General features: G+C 36.5%; 11 protein-coding genes and 1 tRNA gene. 4 read left to right on the top strand and 8 right to left on the bottom strand.

Going from position 1 to position 23,087, the window contains the following annotated elements:
• Positions 1 to 9 precede the first annotated feature (9 nt).
• Together RR062_05280 and RR062_05275 are read right to left on the bottom strand one after the other, a co-directional pair.
• Complete coding sequence (locus RR062_05280; protein ID MEG2027119.1) at positions 10 to 6,171, bottom strand: hypothetical protein; 6,162 nt, start codon at positions 6,169 to 6,171, stop codon at positions 10 to 12.
• Between the two features lie 142 nt (positions 6,172 to 6,313).
• Positions 6,314 to 6,829 carry a hypothetical protein gene (locus tag RR062_05275; GenBank protein MEG2027118.1) on the bottom strand — a complete coding sequence of 172 codons (516 nt, stop codon included), beginning with the start codon at positions 6,827 to 6,829 and terminating at the stop codon, positions 6,314 to 6,316.
• A 302-nt stretch (positions 6,830 to 7,131) separates the two neighbouring features.
• Between RR062_05275 and RR062_05270 the strand changes: the two genes are divergently transcribed.
• The 3 genes from RR062_05270 to RR062_05260 all read left to right on the top strand — a co-directional run bounded on the left by RR062_05270 (position 7,132) and on the right by RR062_05260 (position 9,167).
• Positions 7,132 to 7,884 carry a histidinol-phosphatase HisJ family protein gene (locus RR062_05270; GenBank protein ID MEG2027117.1) on the top strand — a complete coding sequence of 251 codons (753 nt, stop codon included), beginning with the start codon at positions 7,132 to 7,134 and terminating at the stop codon, positions 7,882 to 7,884.
• Between the two features lie 3 nt (positions 7,885 to 7,887).
• A complete protein-coding gene (locus tag RR062_05265) occupies positions 7,888 to 8,730 on the top strand; it encodes a phosphatidylglycerol lysyltransferase domain-containing protein (GenBank protein MEG2027116.1) in 843 nt (280 codons plus the stop codon).
• Positions 8,731 to 9,076: 346 nt separating this feature from the next.
• Positions 9,077 to 9,167, top strand: a tRNA-Ser gene (locus tag RR062_05260).
• Positions 9,168 to 9,327: 160 nt separating this feature from the next.
• Here the strand turns inward: RR062_05260 and RR062_05255 are convergent.
• The 6 genes from RR062_05255 to RR062_05230 form a co-directional block, all read right to left on the bottom strand.
• Positions 9,328 to 11,118 (bottom strand): hypothetical protein, encoded by a 1,791-nt coding sequence (locus RR062_05255; GenBank protein MEG2027115.1) that lies wholly within the window; start codon positions 11,116 to 11,118, stop codon positions 9,328 to 9,330.
• Positions 11,119 to 11,266: 148 nt separating this feature from the next.
• Entirely contained in the window at positions 11,267 to 13,483 is a 2,217-nt protein-coding gene (locus RR062_05250) for a prepilin-type N-terminal cleavage/methylation domain-containing protein (GenBank protein MEG2027114.1), read from the bottom strand.
• A 12-nt stretch (positions 13,484 to 13,495) separates the two neighbouring features.
• Positions 13,496 to 15,205, bottom strand: coding sequence for a hypothetical protein (locus RR062_05245; protein ID MEG2027113.1), 1,710 nt, complete (start codon positions 15,203 to 15,205; stop codon positions 13,496 to 13,498).
• Between the two features lie 2 nt (positions 15,206 to 15,207).
• A complete protein-coding gene (locus RR062_05240; GenBank protein ID MEG2027112.1) occupies positions 15,208 to 20,340 on the bottom strand; it encodes a hypothetical protein in 5,133 nt (1,710 codons plus the stop codon).
• A 155-nt stretch (positions 20,341 to 20,495) separates the two neighbouring features.
• Positions 20,496 to 21,014, bottom strand: a complete 519-nt coding sequence (locus tag RR062_05235; protein ID MEG2027111.1) for a hypothetical protein — start codon at positions 21,012 to 21,014, stop codon at positions 20,496 to 20,498.
• Between the two features lie 569 nt (positions 21,015 to 21,583).
• Entirely contained in the window at positions 21,584 to 22,120 is a 537-nt protein-coding gene (locus RR062_05230) for a DUF4364 family protein (GenBank protein ID MEG2027110.1), read from the bottom strand.
• 154 nt (positions 22,121 to 22,274) lie between these two features.
• On the opposite strand from RR062_05230, the gene RR062_05225 reads away from it, so the two are divergent.
• The gene (locus RR062_05225; GenBank protein ID MEG2027109.1) at positions 22,275 to 23,039 is read left to right on the top strand and encodes a hypothetical protein; all 765 of its coding nucleotides are present in this window, start codon (positions 22,275 to 22,277) and stop codon (positions 23,037 to 23,039) included.
• Positions 23,040 to 23,087: the final 48 nt, after the last annotated feature.

Raw genomic sequence — 23,087 nt, 5'->3', positions numbered from 1 at the left:
AATTCTCCCTTATTGTTTAATTACGACAGTACCCGACTCATTGTTGCCTGTCGGTTGGGTTACGCCGCCGAGAATTTGCTTTGGAGCTACGCCTATAATTTTACCATAGTTAAAGCAGTTATTAATTGTAGCGGTTGACGTATAGCCTACGATACCGCCAGTCATTGCTCCTGCAATAGTTGCCGCCTTATCTAAAACGTCGCCATAGTTAATTGCGTTAGTTATTGTTCCGCTTGTTAAAGAGCCGACAATACCACCTACGCCGTTAGTAGCTGTTGAAGTCCCCGCAACATAGCCTAGATTAATATCTGTGCCTGTTTGAGTTAGCTCTGCTACTACGCCATAAAGACCGCCAACGTTAGAACCACTACCTATAACGTTACCATAGTTAATGGTAGTAGCAAGACTCTTTAAAATAGCAACATTACCGGCTATTCCGCCAACGTAACTGCCTCCGCTAACACAACCGTAGTTTTTGTTATTTCCTTCAAGGCGTAATTCGCCAACTGTGCCAACAAAACCGCCAATATTAGTAGTGGTTGAAATTATGTCGCCAAAGTTAGAACAGTTTGTAATAGCCACAAAGCAGTTCGCCTTGTTAGAGCCTACTAAACCGCCAACAGTCCCAAATCCCCTAATTGTGCCAAAGTTAGAGCTGTTAGCAATCTCAACAGAAGAGCCAACGTTAGTCGTGGTGTCGCCTACAAATCCGCCTACACGAGTACCATTGCCTCTAAGCGTAACGCTGCCGTAGTTAACGCAGTTAGAAATCTTAATTGCAAGCGAAGTACCGGTGTTAGAGTAACCTATAAGTCCGCCGGCTTGTCCCTTTGCAGTTATTGTTGCGTAATTCTTAACGTTAATAAATGAAGCGCAACCAGAACGCCAGTATCTATCGTTACTGCCTACTATTCCAACCCTATAACCGCCATTAATTGTTCCGTATACGGTTAAGTTAGAAATTACATTGTCATAGTCCTTATCGCTAGAAAGGTTGATAATACCTAATAGATAGGCATTTGGAAAGTCCATATTTACAGTAATACTGTGGTTGTTACCATATATACTGCCTCTATACGGGTTCATTTCGCTTGTAGCAAAGCCGGTAAATTGATTTAACTTATCTCCTGTTTTGTTACCGCCTACTCTATTTAAACATTTTTCACCAACTATTCTATCCGCCGTAAGATTGATGTCGTTTGTTAATTTAATAGAAATAGTTACAACCGAACGACAGTTATAATAAAGTCCGCCGGCAAACGTAGTAGGTATAGCGCCATTAACTATCCAAGAGAGGTGTTCGAAGTCATTTGCATTATCTATAAGAGCCGTACCAAAAATAGATATAGCTTGGTTATTGACAGTCTCGGTATAGTGAGAGCGAGTGCCGATTGATTTGTCAATCTCAATAGTACTAAAATTGTCTTTATAGCTAGTAAGGTTGTCAAGGTTAAGGTCGAAATTAGTCTTAAATTTTAACTCGGCTCGGTCAAGCGTGCTTGTATACTTATAAGTACCGTCCGCCATAGTAAATCTAATTGTCACTCCGCCATAGTTGCCGGGTATGCCGTTTGCCAAAGTTTCGCTTAGCAGGTCAATAGCTGCGTTAATTTTCTTAAACTTTATTTTGTATTTAACCGTACCGCTTGTTGAGCCTGCGACTAATCCCGTTACAACTTCAAGAGCGTCGTCGTGGTTAAAAATGTCAATGGCAGATACTGCAACGCTTGAAGCATATTTTAGGGTGACTAACATACCCGAATCATTTAAGGTATACGTAACCCAAGCGCCATAACCTGTAAGAGAACCAAAATATGGATAGTTGTTTGCGTGGTCGCCCTCAATAGCAACCGAACCTGCCATATATGTATTGTCAAATTTTGAATTATTATCATAACCGCCGACTAAACCGCCGACAACATATTTGCCAACAACATCAGCGTAAGTAGTACAACTTACATAATCACCGCCGTTGCCAGAAAGACCGCCGATGTTTGAGTTAGTACCTATTATTCTTGTTTGAGCATCGTTTCCAAGTGTCGCAGGGTCTTTGCCGACAGTACAATTAGTAGCGGTAAGTCCGCCCACATTCGATAGACCTACAAGACCGCCAATGGTTGATGCGCCGGATACGCTACCGGTAAAAGAACAGTTGGTTATATTAATTTTCTCTTTTGCGAAGCCTATAATACCGCCAACGTTGTTTGCTCCGCTAACAGTTGCGTTGACTCTACAATTTATAATATTTGTGTCAAAAAGAGCATTGCCAACAAGAGCGCCGACATTCCCGCTACCTTTAACGGTTGCGTTTAATGTAATATTCTGTATTGTAGCGTTACGAACATAACCAAACAAGCCAACGTTATTACCGCTTGTAATACTTAGCCCGTTAATTGTTACGCCATTGCCATCTAATCCGCCTGAAAAAGACAATGCTTCATTGCCAATAGGCGTCCAATTGCCTGGCAGAGTAACGGTAGCGTTTGCTGTCTTAAATTTAAAATACGAGGTGTTATTTGCGTTAAGTAAGGTTAAATGTTCTGCCGTGCTAATTATATATGGGTCTGCCTTTGAACCAGAACCAGTTATAGTCTTGTCTGCAAAGCCAGCTTTATTTAATTTAACAGTAAATTCTTTGTTTGCCGTAGTAGTTACAGTAACCGTAGTGGTTTGCTGTACGTTAGAAACTTTTATTATTCCATTAGTAACAACAGCAATAACGGGAGCAGTAGCAGTGACTCCTGTTACGATGTTAGCGTTGTCTTTATTTACATATTGCAAAAATACTTCTTCTGTATTAGCAGGCATATTAATATTTTGTAAATAATTAATGCCCTTTGCAAGTATTGTGTCTACGCCAACAGTTTTAAACGGAGTAACCTCACTACCATTGCCGGTTGTAGGAATAGGAGTAAACTGTAAATTACCCAGTTTAAGGTTATTACAATTGCTAGATATACTACCCACGTAAGTTATACTAAATTCTATTGTTAGCCTATGCTGTCCGCTTGGCAATACGGCAAAGTGTTGCTTCCACTTAGTTTTATCAGCTACTACCGTTTCTGTAATATCGCTATGGAACTTGTCATCTATTAACAAATTAAGCGTTCCGAAATAATTCTTACCACCATACGGATATTCTTTTATCTGATAATTTTGCATTGCCCATAAAGAAAACAAGGTATCGGTGTCAAAAGTGTAGTCAATATGTATCCTAATAGCCGCTGTATACGGCGAGTCAGGGCGATTTGCATCATTGTTTAAAGTATAGACAGGGTAACCCTGTATTGCGGTATCGGTAGGCTCATATTGGATACTCTGTATCGCTTCCTTTTTGCCGAAAAATGTTTCTTCTACCATAGGGTCGGCAGTAACGGTTACGGGCGTACCATCTGTTATCAACGCCGACAAGGAGTAGCTAACTGTTATTGGTATATACGTAACATACCAAACATTATCTTTACTTAGTTCGTACCAAATATAGATATTGCCATTAACGGCTTTGCTTGGTATAGTAATAATATCGCCTTTCGCATAGTAAGTCGCTCCACCGCATACCGCATAGATTCTGTTGCCAGTAAGTAGTCCGCTGACAGAGATTACATAGTCTTTATTTAAGTTAGCTATAAACTCGGGTTTGAGCGGATAGACAGTAGTATCGAGCTTTTGAACAGCTCCGCCCTTTATCAAAGATGGAAATTCTTCTATAACTGCGCCTTCTTCTCGGGTTACTTTTATCTCAGTGGGATATTTATACTCTCTTATACGCAAATTTGATAGCCAAAGGGTAGAAATGCCATCATTAGGAGTACGTTCATATCTATAAAATGTTATTTTAACTACGTTAGTACCGGGTATAAGTCTTAAAGACATAGTCTCCCACTCTGCATTAGAGTCTCCCCAAGTACGATCGTCGCCACCCGTTACGTATACGCCGTCAATGGTTACATACCAAGATTCGTAGCTAGCGTCACTATATAAACTCGAAACTAAAAAATCAATATCCAGCGTATACATTCCGTCGCTAGGAGCGGTAACGTTAAAGCTAATTGAAGTTTCTGTTCCTGCAAGATATTGTGTATTGCTCTTAAATACCTTATTACCACGTTCTGCCGACTTAGCCGAGTCAAGTCCCCAAGGGTTAGTGGGATCGTTTACAATAGAAGTAAACTTATCTACGTCATTTACATTGATGATTTCACTAATGTCGTCGCAAGTATAATCTATAACATAACTAACTACTTTAACAGGCGCGCCTGCCTTGACCACATAGATATCTACGGTTGATTTGCCGTCAATATTCTCGATAGTAATTGTATTGTTTGTGGCGTCGATACGTTTTCCATTGACTAAGGCGTAATAAGAATATCCAGAGATTGTATTGGTTAAATTAAAGATATATTTTCTTGTTGAATTATTCACACCGTCATGAACAAGCGAGGCAAAATTCTGGTCAACGCCGTTTGACAATATTTTGTTGGCGTTACTTAGCGCGCCATTGTCGCCGTCTTGATATTGCAATGATATATCCGGATACTCGCTTGTGGGAAGAATAATTAAATCTATTATGTAAAAATCCGGCGAATACCAGCTGTAAATTTCAGAAGTAAATTCTAATGTATATTTCTCGCCTTTGGTAACCGGGATTGAGACGCTTGTCCAAACGTTATTTCCGTTTATTGCTATTGGGGCATTATTAATCGTTGCAGAACACATAGAACCATAATCTTGTTTTGATTTATATAAAAATGAAAGTACGCCGTCTGTTTGAGCAGTAAACGCGATAGAACATATAGTCTTGTCGCCACCGCCCTCTATATAGTTACTTTTTAAAGCAAATTTTCCTTCTATTTGCTTGATTATCCAAGGAGGCGTATTTTTATGATCTACGGCAACGCCAACACCAAGCGATTTGCTTAAAAAAGATACAAGGCTTGATTGCAGAGTAATCTTAATGGTTTTTTCATAGAAACCTGTTTTCGAGATTGTTACTACTATTTCGTCATTACCGCTAAGCAGAGAAGGAAAGGTATATTTCCCGTTGGTAATAGTCTTCTCAACATTATTATGTAAAATTTTTACCGTATTGCCCCTTGCGATATTGGGGGACAAATCAAGCGAAAAATCTTTGTTTTCGTCAGCGTTGATAATTAATGTTGTTTCGTTTTTAATAATAGATTCTACCTTTGAACCTGATTTATAAGTCAAACCTATTGGGTCAATTTCAACATATTTTTCAAACCGAAACGTATAGGTAGCAGTTTTTGTAGCAGTAATATAGCTACTACCATTGGCTATCTTGTTACCACTTTCATCATACCAACCTGCGCTTTTATATTTTGCCGAATCTTTATTATCGTAATCTGCAAAAAACTTAGTGCCAAATGGTACGGTTGCGGTTACTTTATTTGAAGCAACAACAGCGCCGGGGGCATTTCCTAATACTACTGAACTAACAGTAAAATTGGAATTATCCATTTGATTTGTTTGCAAAGTTATCGTAGCTTGTCCAAATGCTAACCCGACGTTTGCAATCCATATTTCGTTTGGGTTTGGAGGCGTGAAATTGCCATCTACGCTATCTTTTGCATATATAATGTGTATAGTTTGCTCAGCGCTACTTGCCTTGAATGGAATATAACTGGTCTTCCAATCTTGTTTATTGTTAAAATACCCTGAAATTTTCGCTTCTACGCCGTTTAACATTATTTTTAAGTAATCTCCATGCTCGCCAGACGCTATTTTATTGTCAAAATATAAAGCGCCGTCTTGACTACTTGTAAACTTAAAGGTAATTGCAGAAGACAGAGCGTTTGTCTTCATTGTTGATTTATAGGCAACGTTTCCGTTGTAAGAGCCGTCTACTATCCAAGGATAATACGTATCGTTGGTAATAGTAATATCTGGACTCATTGAATCTTTGCTAAGCAAATCGACTTGAATATTGCCTGAGCTTGTAGCCTCACCCGGCTTAGGTCTAGGCAGCCTAGACGTGTCGATATCGTCAAGGCTAGCAGGCGGATTTGCCGAAGCCGACGTAGTTTCTTTGATTAGATTGATTGCGGTCTTAATAGCGTTGACGGTGTCGGGTAGAATACCGGCAAACGCAGTGAATAACATTATTGTAGATAAGACAAGGCAAACAAGGGTTTGGATTAGTTTTGGTTTCATTTGCGCTACTCCTTATATTTTTTTAGTTAATTTGTTTTTAATGTCTAGCGTTGCTAGACCGTTTAAATTACAATAGCAAGAATAGAATTTTAAATTTAAAATTCTAAGCTAGGTAAAGGTTAAATTGAAATAGAGTTAGGGTCTATTGGTTAAAACGACTGAATTGAAGATTAAGATATAGATATAAAATTTGTAGTAGACGAGGTTTGCATTTTTTAAATATACTATTTAGTTTAAATATAACATTTTTGCAAATAGTGTTAAATTTAACAACAAAACAAACGGCTAAGTTAAGACCGCATAGTAGCAATATTTGGGATACGACGGTTTGGAAAAATATTGCAAAACCGCTACCGTTAGTTGCGCTAGCGATAAAATCTTTAACAAATTGAATTTGAGTCTCGGTTAAATATGACTTGACAAAGCTAGAAATTTCTACATAGCTAATTGAAACAAAAATAGAGATTAAACAAACAACTACAAGTAATAAGAATGTGCTAGAAAAACCTTTGTATGTTTGTGGGGGGGGGTATTTTTGGATTGACGAAATTGAATTATCTTCGACATTACAAAATGAAGAATACTTAAAGAACCATAACACAATATCTGTGATAACGGCAACTAAAAATATTATTAAAATGATATTTAATGATGTCAAAACCCCTACCCCTTATATTTGTGTAATTTATACACTTATGTTACAACACGTTAGAATAAATTGCAATGCTTTTATTAAAAAAAGTGACAACTTTTGCTAAAATTATACAATATTTGAGTACTATAAGTATTTTGTTACATATAACTATATAAAATAGCTATTATTTCTAAGGCTAAAAACATTTAAAAATATTGTAAAATTTACTTTTTATAAGTTGTAAACTTTTTATTTATAATAATTTTTAACAACATTACAAGTTAAAATTGACAATTTACCCTGCAAAGTGTTAAACTAATCGTACTATGAAAACAGATTTGCACGTTCACACAAACTATTCTCCCGACGCTAAGGCGGACTCGACATTTGAAAGAAATTGTCAATGCGCCATCGATAACAGTATAGATATAATTTGCTTTACCGACCATATCGACGTTTATGGTCCGTTTGAAACTTACCGTAACTTTGACTTTGTTAATCGCAAAAAAGATTACGCTAAGGTTTGTAAACGTTACGAGGGCAAGATGCAAATTCTTTTTGGACTAGAATATGCCGAGCCCAACACAAATTTGGAGTTATTTGAAAAAGTAACAAAAGCAACTGAATACGACTTTATTTTAGGGTCGGTTCATATACCTACCGAGCTATATTTAAGAGGGCAACTTAACGTAGAACAGCTGTGGCAAGAACAATATTCTCGCACGCTAGCAATGGCAAAAGTAGGCAAGTTTGACAGCCTAGCGCACTTAGACTTTCCAAAGAAATTTGTAAACAAATATTGCTATGACCAAACTATGACTGAACAAATTCTTAAAGAATGTGTGAAAAATAACATATCGCTAGAAATTAACACGTCAACAATGCGTAAGAATTTACCGCCTTCGCCACAAATGGAAGTTATTGAACTTTACCATAAACTTGGCGGAAAATATGTAACAATAGGTAGCGACAGTCACAACGTAACCGATATAGGCAGTAACTACGACGATATTTGTTCGACTTTACCAAAAGGCATAGTGATATGCTATTACAAAAAGAGGAAATTAATTGAATTATAACCTATGATATTTAAAGAAATTAATAGTCAAAATGTTGGCGAAATTGCGCAACATATCTTAAATTTGCATAATTTATGCGACTATACCATTGGCACGTTATATATGTGGCGAGATTATTATAAGTTTTTATACGCTATTGAAGACGATTTATTGTTTATTTATAGCAAAAATGAGAATTCTTATTTTCCTTGCTTGGACGAAAATAAACAAAAGCATTTGCAAATGCTTAGACAACACGTAAAAGGCGACATAACATTTTCGCCGATTGCGAGCGATATGCAGTTTTATTTTGACTTAGGACAAGCGACAAAACACGATAATTGGGCAGACTATCTTTACAATATCGAAGATTTAACAAACCTTGCAGGCAAAAAATATCACGCAAAACGAAATTTTATTGCAAAATTTAAAAGTTTGTATAACTGGCAATTTATAAACGTTGAACAAACCGATATAAAACAAATTGAAATATTTTTAAGAAAGCTTGAAAGCGGTCAATCTAGCAGTTTATCGCAATACGAAATAGAAACCACGCTTGATTGTATCGATAACTGGAATAAACTTAATCAAATCGGCGGAGTTCTTTTTGCCGATAAGCAAATAGTAGGGCTTGCGCTAGGCGAGGGCAACGGACAAACATTGTTTGAACACACTGAAAGAGCCGACAAGAGCTTTTCGGGCGTTTGCGAGATGCTGTTACATAGTTTTGTGACAACTTTTGGACAAAACTACAAGTATCTAAACCGTGAAGAAGATATGGGGTTAGACGGTCTAAGGCAATCAAAACAAAGCTACCACCCCACCGCTTTGCTCGATAAATTTATTATAAAAATTAGCAACGACTAGACCTATGACAAAGTAAATTATAATTATCTAAATAAATATAAATCTAACGAATTAATAAATATTTAACAGTTTTTATCTACTTTGCAACAAATATTCTTGACAAAACGAGCAAAAACACATAAGATAATATCTAGTAAATTAAATTACATTTTAAGCAAATTAATATTTTCGCTAAAATATTTAGCAAATACAAATTATTAACAAATATTTTGCGACATTAATTTATTTTGCAAACGAGAATAATTAACAAACATTAAGCGACATTAATTTATTTTGCAAATACAAATAATTAACAAACATTAAGCGATATTAATTTATTTTGCAAACAAGAATAATTAACCAATACGGAGAGGTATCGAAGTGGTCATAACGGGGCTGACTCGAAATCAGTTTGGGGGCTTGCTCCCACGTGGGTTCGAATCCCACTCTCTCCGCCACCGCAACCACCCAAGCAGACGTTCGCCTTTTGGGTGGTTTTGTATTGCTACGAGAGTGGGCTACGAACGGTAACGCATTTTGGCAAATACCAAAATGCTAGCCCGTCGCTACAATTAACTTAACAAAATATATATTTGTTTTGTCAATCGTCTTAATTAGTTAATTTTTGTTATCTCGCTCCTTACGAATCCCACTCTCTCCGCCACCGTTTTTGAGTGAAAAACGAACATTTTCATCAAAACTATTGACATTTGCCTTTGTTTTGCGTATAATAACATTAGAGTCAAGTTTATCAATGTTGTCGGGCAATTGGAGTCCGGGGGTATTGAATAAGCCTTGACTCATTTTTTTATCCCAATAAAGAATCCTATTCTCGTCAACGGCTTTTTGAATAAATCTAACAGGGTTGGTATCTTTGCCATATACACTTGTTACAATATTTGCGTCAATTTCAATATTGTTATAGTTTCCTTTACCATCAACTAAAACAACGCAAATAATAGGATTTCCATAAGAATCCATTGCGTTAACAAAAATAACAAGACTACCCTGTTTTATTGATTCCATTATGATAGCAGGATTTTTTATTAGTTCTGGCAACTGCTTAAATACAGTTTTATCAACTGAGTGTATATTTTTGTTAGAAACGTTAATACCGATTGCTGTTTTTGTGTGCGTTGCCGTAATCAGCATTGGTTTATCAGCTAATCCTACTTGCAATAAAATTTCAGGAGTGTTTTCGCTTACACATAGGTGCGTATTTGTAGAGTCTGCCCCACTAAAAACATCATCGACCTGCTCGGCAAACGGTTTTAGGGAATAACGAATATCTACGCTTTCAGTAGGATTAAGATTGCTTGTGAGCTTGATTTGGTTTGAGTCAAAAGCAACTATTTCCGTGCCGTCAATTATACCGTCATATCCATAGTCATTTAATATATCCGCAACTTGTTTATTGTTTTCCTCCGCTATAAATTGCAAAAGGTCAATAGGACTATGTTCAAGTTTGTCTGTGATATAATCAATACCAAGTTGTCGGCTACTTTCCCACATATCATTAAAGTACTTATCTTTAATGTAGTCAGCTGTCCCAAGATTTGACTTTACATTAATGTATGGATTTTTAATATTCAAATAAGCTTCGATTATATTTTCCCCATAATCATAAGCTAATCCTTTTCCTTTTGCAAAATAAAAGCCTTCTCCCCAAACATTTCTTTTGTTGTTTTTGGACATTTCGAAGGTAAAAAACTTATTGTTTGTTCCGTGATAGACAACTTGTAAATTATCGTACTCGTCTCTAACCTTGCTGTCTTTGAAGAAGTCTACTTGTTCTTGGGTTAAGGCGTTGCCTTTGCTGTCTTTAAGAAAAAATTTTAATTCTCCTTGCTTGCTTGAACTGCCGCTCTCACTATCTCTGCCTCGGTTGCTTGAAGTTTGCCCGCTTTGAGGTTTTTCTTCACCCAATCCACGAACTTTTTGATTTTCTGCTCGCTGTTGAGAACGTGCAATATCATTATTCGATTCCCCTCGGAAAGAGAAATTTCGTTGTCTATCGAGTGAAGTAAATCTACTAACGCCTTTCTGTATGGATTGTTCTTGTCTATTGCCATTTGAACGTTCCTCCGTATATTCTTTATATTGTTTTTCTGTTAATGAAGCAACAATTTGATAGCCCAAATCCGAGTCGTCAAATTTTTCTATCAAATACCATTTATCATTAAACGATATCGCCGTCCTGTCTCCCGGTTCAATATCTGCTCTATGTGCCCAACGAGTAGATAATTCGTTGGCTTGTGTTCCCTTACCTTCTTTGTATGTAGGGAAAGTATTGTTTATAAGTCCATTATACTCTTTTTTGCTTTCTTTTGCAACGCCTAATTTATCGTTATTATTATCGTCTTTATCATTATTAATAGCTTTGCATTTAACGGTTTTGCCGTGCGACAAGAAAGCGGTTTTGCGTAGTTTAAACTTAATTTAACAAATATCTACCTTAAATTAATACAAAAAGCTATCTAAAAAATTAGATAGCTTTTTGTTGTAGTAATTTATTATAGTTATTAATTAAGTTACGGCTATTGTTTGGAAATTAAGGTTAAGATTTTTTAGTTTCCTTTCCTATTAGAGGAGTTGTAGCTACTACTGCTCCATTAATAGTTATTGTAGCCGTACAAGAGCAATTTGTTATGGTGTTATTTGAGTTTTCTGGCGTAGTTATTTGAGAGCCTACTATTGAACCGATAGAAACGCCTGAATCTACTGAAACGTCGGCTGTAATTTTAATTGTTCCCGTTACGTTACAATTAGTAACTTTGCCTAGCGAGTAACCGGCTATTACGCCGATGCTAGAACCCTTTGTAGTATTATTAATTATAGCGGAAGATACATTTAAATTTTTAATTTCACCCGATTGAGCAAGATAACTAAATAAACCAATATGATTTGATGTTGAGGTAAGCGTAACATTGGCAATCGTTTTGCCATTGCCGTCAAAGATACCTGCAAAGGGGTGTTCTATATTGCCAATCGAAGCGGTTACGTTGGTCAAATTCTCAGTTAGTTTAAATAACAAGTTGAGGCTTGGTTGCGAACCGTTGTTAATCGCCGTAGTGATTGCATCTAAGTTAGCTACGTTAACATCTACGTAAACTTCTATTACAAAGTTTAAGGTACGGTTGCGGTCTAAGGTAAGAGTATTTGCGATGGTGTCTATGTCTGCTTTTTTAATAGTTACTGTTAAAATATTGCCTGCTTGTGAAACAGTTGAAGCTACCGAGTTGCCGGCTATCTTTACGTTAGCGTTTAGCCACTCCATATTAAATATACTAGACATTGTAAATTTAAAGATAACGTCGCCCGAGTCTACTCTAATAGGTTTTTCAATATTAGTGACATATTGTTTACCTAAATTAGCATTTAAAGTTAAAGCGTAAGTATCTATGACTTTGACCGTAAAATTGCTTGAAATAGTTATATTTGCTTCTTTCATAGTATCTACCGCATATTGGTGAATAACGTTAGCTATTGGTGTTAAACCATCTATTTTAGGTAGTAATTCGGGACGGAAACCGTTTGCGCCCTTAACAATTATACTGATGTTCTTTGAGCCTACGGGAATTGTAAGCTTAGAACCGCTTGCATAATCTTTACCCATACAAGAGATAACGCCGTTAGTAATATTGTTGGTTATGGTTACTACTTTTGAAGTATCCGTAGCTACTTGAACTAAAATATCGTTTGTTGTGGTAGAAACTGTTCCTGTTGCTCCTATACCGCCTGTTTGGGTCGTAGTCTTAGTTTCGGTGGTAACGTTTAGCTTAATGGTAGTAGAATTAGTTGCAGTTATTACTTTGGCTAATTCTTCTACGTTAATTACCATATTTTCGGGGATAGTAAGCACGAGAGAAGCTTCTGTGTCATAACCTTCAAAAATGTTACTGGGAAGAACGTACGCCTTAGCAACGCCGGCATTGTCTAACATAGCTTGTAAGGTTGGTAGCACGGGAAGTTTATTGACTGGCACATTAGAAATATTAAGTAAACTCAGTAACGCCGCTCTTGGCATATCTGCTCTTTTAAGTCCATTTGCATCTATATTTATAAAAGAACGAGATAAAGTGTGCGTGAGCAAAGTGTTTTCGGCAGACCCTATTACGGTAGCATTTTCCTTAGTTAAAGCCATTAACGATGCTAGGTAACTTTCTGCTGAAAACTCGGTTACACCGTCCATAAAGTCTTGAAAAATACTTAAACTATAAAGTAAAGGGTCGGTCTTATTAGAGCGGTCGGCCTTACTAAGATAGTTCATAAAGGTCATACCTTTAATAATTGAGTTTTGAGGAAAAGCGTAGTCTTGGTCTTGGGAAACTGTTTCTGCGTAAGTTGTTTGTAGACCAAAAGGATTATTTGTAGCTTTAACGTAGGAGTTATTTGCAATTATATCTTCTTGGCTCTTTAATACAAAAGTAAATGTAGCAGAGTCGAAGAATACCGAATAACCGTTGTTATACGCTACGTTAAATTTATCTAGTTGTTCTGCGTTTACCGCTTCTTCTTTAATAAGGGCGTTTCTAAGTTTTGGAGCGGATACTTCGCCGTATTCGCTAATATCTTCTAGCGTTAGACCTTCTACTCTAAGAGTAGCCAGAGTGGTGTTGAGGTTGCCTATTGCGCTAGTCACAGTGCTAATGTGGGCTCGCTTAATTACTCCGGACATAGTTGGAATAAGCACTCCTGCAAGTATACCAATAATTACAATAACTATTAGTAATTCTACAAGGGTAAAGCCTTTCTTTTTATTTGTTTTTTTCATAATAATTCTCCCTTAATTAACAGTTACGACTATCTTAATTGTATGATAAGTCTCATCAACTACTATCGACACTATTTTATTTTCAGCCGAACACTTATCAATCAAAAAGTTAAGGTCTGCGCCTTCATAAAGATTAATTATAGTGTTTTGCACGTGGTTATTTGGATCTGGATTATACGTTACGATACATTCAAATGCTTGACCGACGGAGTTAGTTAAAGTTAAACTAGAACCTTCGCTAACCGCCATATACTCTTCAATGTAGCTGACTTCTACGCTGTATTCTACACGCTTTGCTAAATAGACTACTAATTCGGTAGGTTTGGTTGCCTTCCAAATGTCAAGAGGTAACAGCTTACCATTATCTTTTTGCAATAAGAACTCGTTATTAAAGATAACATCGTTGTCAAGAACGGCTAGACTAAAAGAACCGACGCCATTTTGGTCATATACGCATTCATAAGCAACGCCTAGCTTTGTGATAAATACCTTGGTTAAGTTGGCATTTGAAATATTATCTTCGGCTTTGCAAGCGCTAACTGTTCCTTTAAACACTGTCGCCTTTTCGCCTACTATAATTCCGTCATTTCCGCTATTATAAATTTTAAAAACATAGCCGTATTCGCCGACAATAGCGTAAGCAATTAAAAAATTGTCATTGCTACTAAACTGCTTTTGTTTATCATTAATAATCAGCTTGTCGTTTATGGCAAATTTGTAAAACTCGCCGACTTTTTCATATTTTGAAAAGATAGAACTGTCTTGGTAGTCAAACATCTTTTGGCTAATATACAAATATACATTTGTAACGGCTTTACCAGTATTGTCAACAAATGAGTAAGTTACAGGGATAATCTTATCAGCCTTATTGACATATTCGCCAACAATTTTACGATTGTTGTCTTGCTTACTAATCGAATATGTTTCGGCAAAACCATAGTTTTTGTTTGGGTCGATTACTACAACATTTATGTGACCGAATAGTACTGTGACATAAAATTTACCTTCGCTGTCGGTTGTAAGAGTATCTTTGCCGACGATTGCGTTAATATTGCTCAATGCGTTACCATTTTTGTCGACCACTTGTAATGTTAAATTAGTTTTCTTATACTCTACCTTTATAATAATTTTAGATTGACTAAGATTATCAATGCGGTAACTAGCCCCCGTGATAAATTCGTTATCCGGCACGATTATAATGTCGCCGATTTTAATTTCGGTGCTAACTCCGTTGCTGTTGCCTTTGCTAAAAGTATAAGGAACACCACCGCAAGTATAGTTTACATCGACGTTAATTGGGTTGCCGTCGAAGTCGACTAAAACAACTTGGCTATAATTATTTAAATTGCCGTTAGGCTTAGCTTTTACGTTTACAACTTGATTCTCTTGATTTATTACAATCGAAGAAGGTTCAAAGGTAAAGCCGACCTTCTCAAAGGTAATTGTTGTTTGGCTGTAAACTGTAAAGCTAAACTTACCTAAATTATCTGTGCTAGTTGACATCTCGCCGTATTTAACTTTTACATCGGGTAAACCATTGTCGTTAAAATCAATTGTTCCCGTAGTGTGATAAATAAAACGGTCCGCACCGCCACCTCCATTGTCCACCAGTGAAATTACAAGAAATGTAATGGCTGTGATGGCAAGAATTGAAGCGATTACTATCATAATAATTAGCAAGACTTTTTTGTTTGGGGTAGCTTTTTGAACTTTGTACTTCATAGTTAGGTACCTTTTGTAGCAGTGTTTTCAATGCCAACAATTTTTCCTTTTCTATTTACTTCGGTGATATTAAGCGTTACAGTGACGCCTTCGTTAGTGGGTCTTGCAATTCCTCCAACAATTTGTCCTACCTTGGTGTTTGCATTAAGGCTGACAATTACGCCGTGATTTTCGCAATTTGTTATCTCGGCTGTGGTATTTTTGTCAGACCTAATATTGCCGACAACACCGCCTGCCGAACCTGCCGTAGAAGTGTTGTATACGTCGCCGTAGTTGGTAGCGTTAGTTATTATTCCCTTTACCAAAGTGCCAACAATACCGCCAACGCCATAATCGGCAAGAGAAACACCTTTTACAACTCCAAGATTTATACTAATTCCCGAAGAAGTTATTTCTGCTACATAACCATATAGTCCGCCAACGCTATGCCCTGCGCCTACGATGTTGCCTTGATTAATTGTTGCGCCAGAACTTTTAAGTCCGCCATTAGCATTTATACGACCCGCAATACCGCCTACATAACTTCTACCCAAAACAGAGCCGTAGTTAGTATTAGTACCATCAAGTTGTAAAAAGCTAGTGTGTCCAATAAAACCGCCTGCATATTCGGTTTTTGCCTTAACTATTCCAAAATTCGAACAGTTTGTAAATTTAGCGAATGTGGCTCTACCTGCTATTGTTGACCCAACAAATCCGCCGACATAGGCGTTGCCCTCAATACTACCAAAGTTAGAGCTATTAGTAATCGTAATAGAAGAACCTGAGTTAGTCGTGGTGTCGCCTACAAATCCGCCTGCAAAATTGCCTAGCGTTTTAACATTACCGTAGTTAACGCAGTTAGAAATCTTAATTGCAAGCGAAGTACCGGTGTTAGAGTAACCTATAAGTCCGCCGGCTTGCGCCTTTGCGGTTATGTTTGCATAATTCTTAACGTTAATAAATGAAGTAGCGCCCGAACGATAATATCTATCGTTACCGCCTACTATTCCAACCCTATAACCGCCAGTTATACTACCATAAACGGTTAAGTTAGAGATTACGACGTCATAGGTCATATCGCTAGAAAGGTTGATAATACCTACTAAGTAAGCGTCAGGTCTATTAATATTTACAGTAATACTGTGGAAATTACCGAATAAGCAACCTCTGTACGGGTGCATTTCGCCTACTCCAAAACCATAAAATTGAGGAGAAGAAGTTAAATCTATGTCGGCGTTAAGTTTAATCGACAGAGTAGCTACTGTACGACAGTTGTAATAATATGAACTTGCTCCGCTACCAAATACCGTAGGTATACCGCCGTTAACTATCCAAGAAAGGTGTTCGAAGTCAAGCGAATTATTAACTATTACCGACCCGCAAACCGAAACGTCATAAGAAGCTACTTCAAATTTGCCGGTAATTGCGTTAAAGTTCTTTACGCCTGCTTTTGCAACCTCGCTATATGCAGTTAAGCCCAATGAAGTATCTATTTGCATAGTCGCAAAGTTGTTGTTGTAACTTGTAAGCGTTGATAAGTCTACATTAAAGTTAGACTCAAAGGCAACGGCGTCTTTGTTATAAGTGCCAATATATTTGTAAGTGCCGTCTTGCATAACAAATCTAATAGTATAACCGCCATAGTTACCGGTTACGCCGTTAGCGATTGTTTCATTAAGTAAACCCAAATCTGCCGTACTCTTTTCCACATAAACTAAAAAGACGAGGGTAGTTGATCCGTCTGCGTTTTTAGTTTTTGATTCGAGTTTGTAACCTAAGTCACAAGTATTGTATAGTTCATAACTTGTTGCGGGGTTATTTGCAACGTCCGTATAAGTTACGGTTATGCGCTGAGCCGTATTATTAAAGTAAAATGATACCCAAGCGCCGTAACCGTGAAAAATACCATAGTAAGGGTAGTTATTGCCGTGACTGCCGGAAATATGGACTGTTCCTGCCATAATACAATTATTAAATGTACCGGTCGTGCTATATCCTCCAACAAAACCGCCGGCTAGATAGGTTCCCGAAACGTCAACGTAAGAAATACAAGAATTAAACGTTCCGCCGTTACCGCATAGTCCGCCGGTGTTGCCATTTCCCATAACTTCGCCCCTTGCCGTACAATTCTCAGCGATAGCTCCGGCATCTGCCGAGCCTATTAGAGCGCCAACGTGACCGGTTACTTTAAAATGAGCGGTAGCGTCTACGTTGTAAATTAAATTTGCGCCCTTTGAATAGCTTACTACTGCGCCAAGTGAAGTAAAGCTTTGATCCTTTGCGGTAGCTATTATAGTAAAGTTGCCAATTCTTGCATTTTCTGCGCAACCAAATAGTCCGCCATTGTATGCGCCATTTATAAATTTTTCAATAATAATAGTCCACCCGTTGCCGTCAAAACCCCCGGTAAAAGGCGTTGCTGCTACGTTACCAATACTTGTCCACGTAGGAACGGTAACAGTTTTTCCGGTAATTCCGGTTAAAGCGTTGCCTAACTTAAAGAATTTATCTAAGTTTGTTCTTATTAGATCCATTTGAGCCCAGTTAGAAATAATATACGGACTGTCGATAACTCCGTGGCCATTAGTAATAGAATTGTCGCCTGTTCCCAAACCTGCGTTAAAGTAAGTAATATTTGCAATCTTTCCATTACATTCCACAGTTACTACAATTTCACTTGTAAGAGGTATTGTGTAGACATTGTTTACAGCTGTTTGAAGGGTTGCTCCAATTTTTATCGTCATACCCTCTACGTGTGAAAAATAAATATTTGCTACTTTACTTGGTAAAAATAACTTTAAATTTAATGTCCCTTTGTTTAAAGATGCAATTAGATTAGTTAAGTTATATGGCGCTTCCTGCGTTCCGTCGCCTTCTACTTTTGCAAAAACAGCCTGAACGGCTTCATTTCTTACTACGCTATACTTAAATTGTAATTTTTGGCTAAGTAAAGTTCCATTAGCATACCAACCTAAAAATATATTTGAACCCGTTGGCATAGCTTCAAGAGATAAGAACTTACCCGCTTCGTAGCTACCGCCACTTGTATTTACAGTACCTAAGGCAGTGTCATTTGAAGCTATGGTAACCGCTTTAATACCGCTGGCAAAACAAAAATTCTTAACCTTTGCTAAGTCTTCGCCACTAGAACCACTACCGTCTTTTTTATACTTTATATTTAATGTATGAGCGCCGTCGGTTTCGATTGAGTGAACGAAAGACGTCCAAGTAGTGATATCTATACCTGACGCTTTAAGAATTTCTTTACCGTCAACTTCAATTATTAACCAGTCATAACCTTTTTCGCAAGAAACTAGATATTCAAACACAAGTACGCCCTTGCCTGAAAAAGTAGCCGAAATTATATTTGTTGTGCCGTTTAACTTCATAGCGCTATTTAAATAGGTTGCGCCGTCTCCAACTTCAATGTTCCAAGGATTTGTCGGGTCATTAGTAATGTTTGTTAAAGAGCCGTCGGGGCATAAAGCTAGGGAAATATCTGTTTTTGTAACAATGGTTATTGATTTATCGGCAAAACCGGTTTTGCTCATAGTAATAACTATCGTGTTAGACGTTTGAAGACTACCCTTATAAGTATAGACGCCGTTGGTTACTGTTACAGGCTTTCCATTATGCGTAACTGTTACGGTATTTCCATTATCAGCTATACGTATTGTGTACATTCTCTCCCGGTCAGTTATATAGTCTTGTGAGACCGAATAATTATCCGTAATGGAAATAGCATTTGAGCCATAAGTAAGAGTAATAGTATTAATAGGCGCATATCTATTAAATACCGCAGTATATGTGGTGTTCTCTATCACGACAACCGTAAGAGTATTCTCAACGCTTACTTGGTTGCCTGCGCTATCTTCCCAGTACATAAAACGGCAACCCACACAAGGCTCTGCGGTAAGGGTAATCGACGTTCCAACGGCTTGTGTTGCCGTGCCCGTTGCCGTACCCAAATTTGCGTCGTTAGTTACCGCCGTTATAGTTGAAGAACCGCTAACAAGTCTTAGATTTCTTAATTTTACGCAGTCTTCGCCACTAGAACCGCTACCGTCTTTTTTATATTGAAATATCAATACGTGATTTCCCGTTGTTGAAGAAGGACAATTAATTGTCTGCCAAGTAAACCATTCGCTTCCTTTTGAACTAAATATTTCTACCCCGTCAAGCGTGACTGTTAAAAAGTCCCAGCTTTTTTCGGAAGAAATCATATAATCAAATGCAATCAAACCTGTTCCGCTAAACTCAAAACGTAGTTCGGTAGCAGTATTATGTTGTCCGGCAATATCGCTTTCGTAGTGGAAATTCCCCTTTGCGCCCTTAACAAGCCAAAGCTTATCGGTAGGTTGCTTGTTTTGCAAGGTAAAAGCGTCGGTATAGAGTTCCTTTGTAATTTCTACTAACGTATCAAATTGCGCAGTATAAGTAATAGTATCTATAACATTAAAAGTAAATTCTTTACTTTGCGAAACAATTTTTCCAGAACTATCAAACCAACCCGTAAACACACCGCCATTAATCTCGGTAGCTGTAAAAGTAACGGGAGCGCCAACGGTAGCGGTCTTTGTCCCGGTTACCGTACCACAGGCAGGATTAGACGAAACCGCTGTAACAGTCTTTTCGCCATAGACATATTTGGCATTTCTAAAACATACGCTGTCTTCGCCTACATCGCTAGAAACATCTTTTTTATAATTAATTGATACTGTATGTGCGCCTGCGCCAACAGGAATGGTAACCGTAGTCCAGTCAATCTCTCCCGAAACTTCGTTGACAATTACAACGGTAGTATTGCCAATACCATCGATTTGGATTGAACATTTGTCGTAGCTCTTTTCGCTAGAAACTTTGTAGTCAATACTAAACATTCCAAGCGTTGTAGCTGTAAAAGTAAATGAAAATGTCGTATCACCACTGCCAACTCCATTTATATTGCTTTTGTAATATGCGCCTGTCGCATTGTCTACGATTGTCCAAGACGGCGCAGGATTAGTGATAGTTACGCCATCAATCTTGATTATATCCGCTTGTGTTGCGCCAAAAACATTTGACTTAGGCGAAAACAATAATATCACGCTAATTGATATTAAGATAAAAATCAATGCAAAACAAAGCGATACTTTGTTAATTTTAGTTTTCTGCATTTTAAAAAACTCCTTTTATATTAAATTAAAAATTAATTGATTTAACGCAAATATGCGTCGCTTAATCGCTGGATTAACAACTAACAAATTTTAATGATTAAGCGTAGGTAATTTTGACTGCATTAAGAGTAGATAAATTTACCAAAAAGAAAATTCTATTGGTTGAAACGGCTGAATTGAAGGTTAATTCTTGATACCAAAGTGGGTTGAAAATTAGTTTTTATATCTTTGTTTATATGAACTTTATGTTGAATAATTATACAAAATAAACGTCTAAACAAATCAACTGCGCAAACAATTAATGATACGCTTAAAGCGACTAAAATTTGCGAAATTAAAGACTGGAAGAATATAGCCGTAGTACTGCCATTAGTAAGACTGGCAATAATATCTCTTACTAATTGAATTTGAATATCGCTTAAATATGATTTAACAAAATTAGAAACTTCAATATAATTTACCGAAATAAACAGCGAGGCAAATCCAAGAAGTACAAAAAACAAAAAAACTAAGTGAAAACTGCCATTTTTGCGTGTAGAAGGGCATTTTTGACCCGATAAAGTGGTAGATTGCGAAATTGGGCAGAAAAAATTAGAACGTTTTACAACATAAAGCAAAACATCGGCGCTTAAAGCGACACAAAACATTATTAAAATAACGCTAAATAAGCTCACTAATTTCTACTCCTTAATATTGTCTTTTATAATAAATTGCAAATTAATTAATCTTTTTGTTGATAATACAGTCATTATTAACAAAAAAATACTGTGATTAATATACAAATATATTACACTAAATCAAAGTAAAAATCAACATATTAACCAAAATAAAGTGTATAAATATAAATATAAATAATAATTATGTATAATATAGATTAAATAAGTGGTACATATATACATAAGTACCATAGTTGTAAGGTTATATATTTATCTAGTTAATTAAGTGGTAAGCATATACATAAGTGCAATAGTTGTAAGGTTATATATTTATCAAGTTAATTAAGTATAACTTTGTATCAAATTAATTTAATAATTACATTTAGGACAAATATAAATAAAATGCTAAAAGTTAAAAAAATACACTGTTTAAAGAGTGCAAACATAATAAATATCAAAAGGTTAAAAACCATTGTCGTAAATAAAGAATTAAAAAAATTAAAAACTACCGCTATAAATAAGAGAATAAAAAAATACTAAAAAATTAAAATATTGTCGTAAAAAAATAAATTCTAAAAAACTAAAAATTACTGCTGTTCGATAAGCAAGTCATATATTTGAGAATATGCCTTTGTGGCTTTGTCGCCCCACGTTTTGTCTAAATACTTAGCTACATTGCGATTAGGGACGCAAATCTTTATTTCTAACGATACTTGAAGATTGTCAATAATACGCAAAATAACATCATAAGTGCCGTCTTCTTTTTTGGTGTAAGTCGAGTTGTATTCTTGCCTACGGCGATAGCTCATTCTATTTGCGCTGATATAACTCTTAATCACATCTCGGGTTGAGGACGGAATTCTAACAAAAAAGTGCGCCAAACAAACCCTGCCTTCTACCGTTATGTTATAAAAAGGCTCGCCTGTGCCATTGCCAACCTTACAAACAAACTTTGCCTCGACAAGTTGTTCAAGGGCAATTTTACAATCTAAATACTCAATCCAATTATTTTTATTTTGGCATAGGTCAAAAATAGTGCTCTCGGCAAGAGGCATTTCCATTTGGTCTATTATAAATAATAAGATGAGTTTATTTTGCGTGCTGTCTTGTGTTAGTCCTACCATTACAATTTCCTTTGCAGATTACTAGAACTAAATTATACAACACATTTGTACATAAAACAACAGAGTTTGATATTTTTTTTAATAATAATTTCAAATTGATTTGTAAAGCCTAAGTAACTATGATATAATCAAGAAAAATAGGAGTAAATGGCGTATGGAAGATTTGCAAAACAACATTAAAGATTTTGTTTATCGAGCAAATGATTTGATACAATCTAAAATGATACTTGCCGACAAAGCAATTACCAATATGCTTAGGTGTATTGCCGACATTAAACCCTTGCTAGATTGCGCTATGCAATCGCTTGCCGACACTACCTATGCCGTAGAATTTTTACGAGCAAAAGAGAGCGTAGTGTTACCCGACGGCACAAAACACAATAAAATAAAGCCCCCTATCAACCCAATTCGTTTATTTGCTTTTGTTGTGTGTCTACTTACCGAGTTTGATAGCGCAAGAAGAAATCTTAGCGATTTTCTCAACGAGTACTATGCTAACGAAGACGTCAACATATCTTATTCGCAGTTTGCAACACAATTTCTAAAACCTTTTAAAAAAGCCGGCGAGGACATTCTAAATAGCACTAATCCCGACACCTTAAATTTAGAAGAACAAGATATAGCCACAAAATACTTTGAAGTTGAGAATATTTATATAAATACAACGGCGTTAATAGAAATGACCCAACAACTAGATAGATTGTCGCAAAAACTAAACACCGAAACATATTTTTGTCAACAAGACAAACAAGACTGTTTGGAAATAACTTTGTCGCTCAAAAACGCTTTGCTATGTAAAAACCCAAAGCTAATTAAGTTGATGTGGATAGCTTTTAAAAATACGCTTTGTATTGTAAAATCTAGCGAAGCGTACATAAAAAAAGTAAACGTCCTATTGATTGAAAGTAATTTAATTTAAATTAGTATTTACAAAAAGCCTAACTATAATAGTTAGGCTTTTTAATTT

This window comes from Clostridia bacterium (genome assembly GCA_036654455.1).
In the GTDB taxonomy this organism is placed as follows: domain Bacteria; phylum Bacillota; class Clostridia; order Christensenellales; family CAG-314; genus JAVVRZ01.
This window is presented reverse-complemented; position numbering and strand designations above follow the sequence as displayed.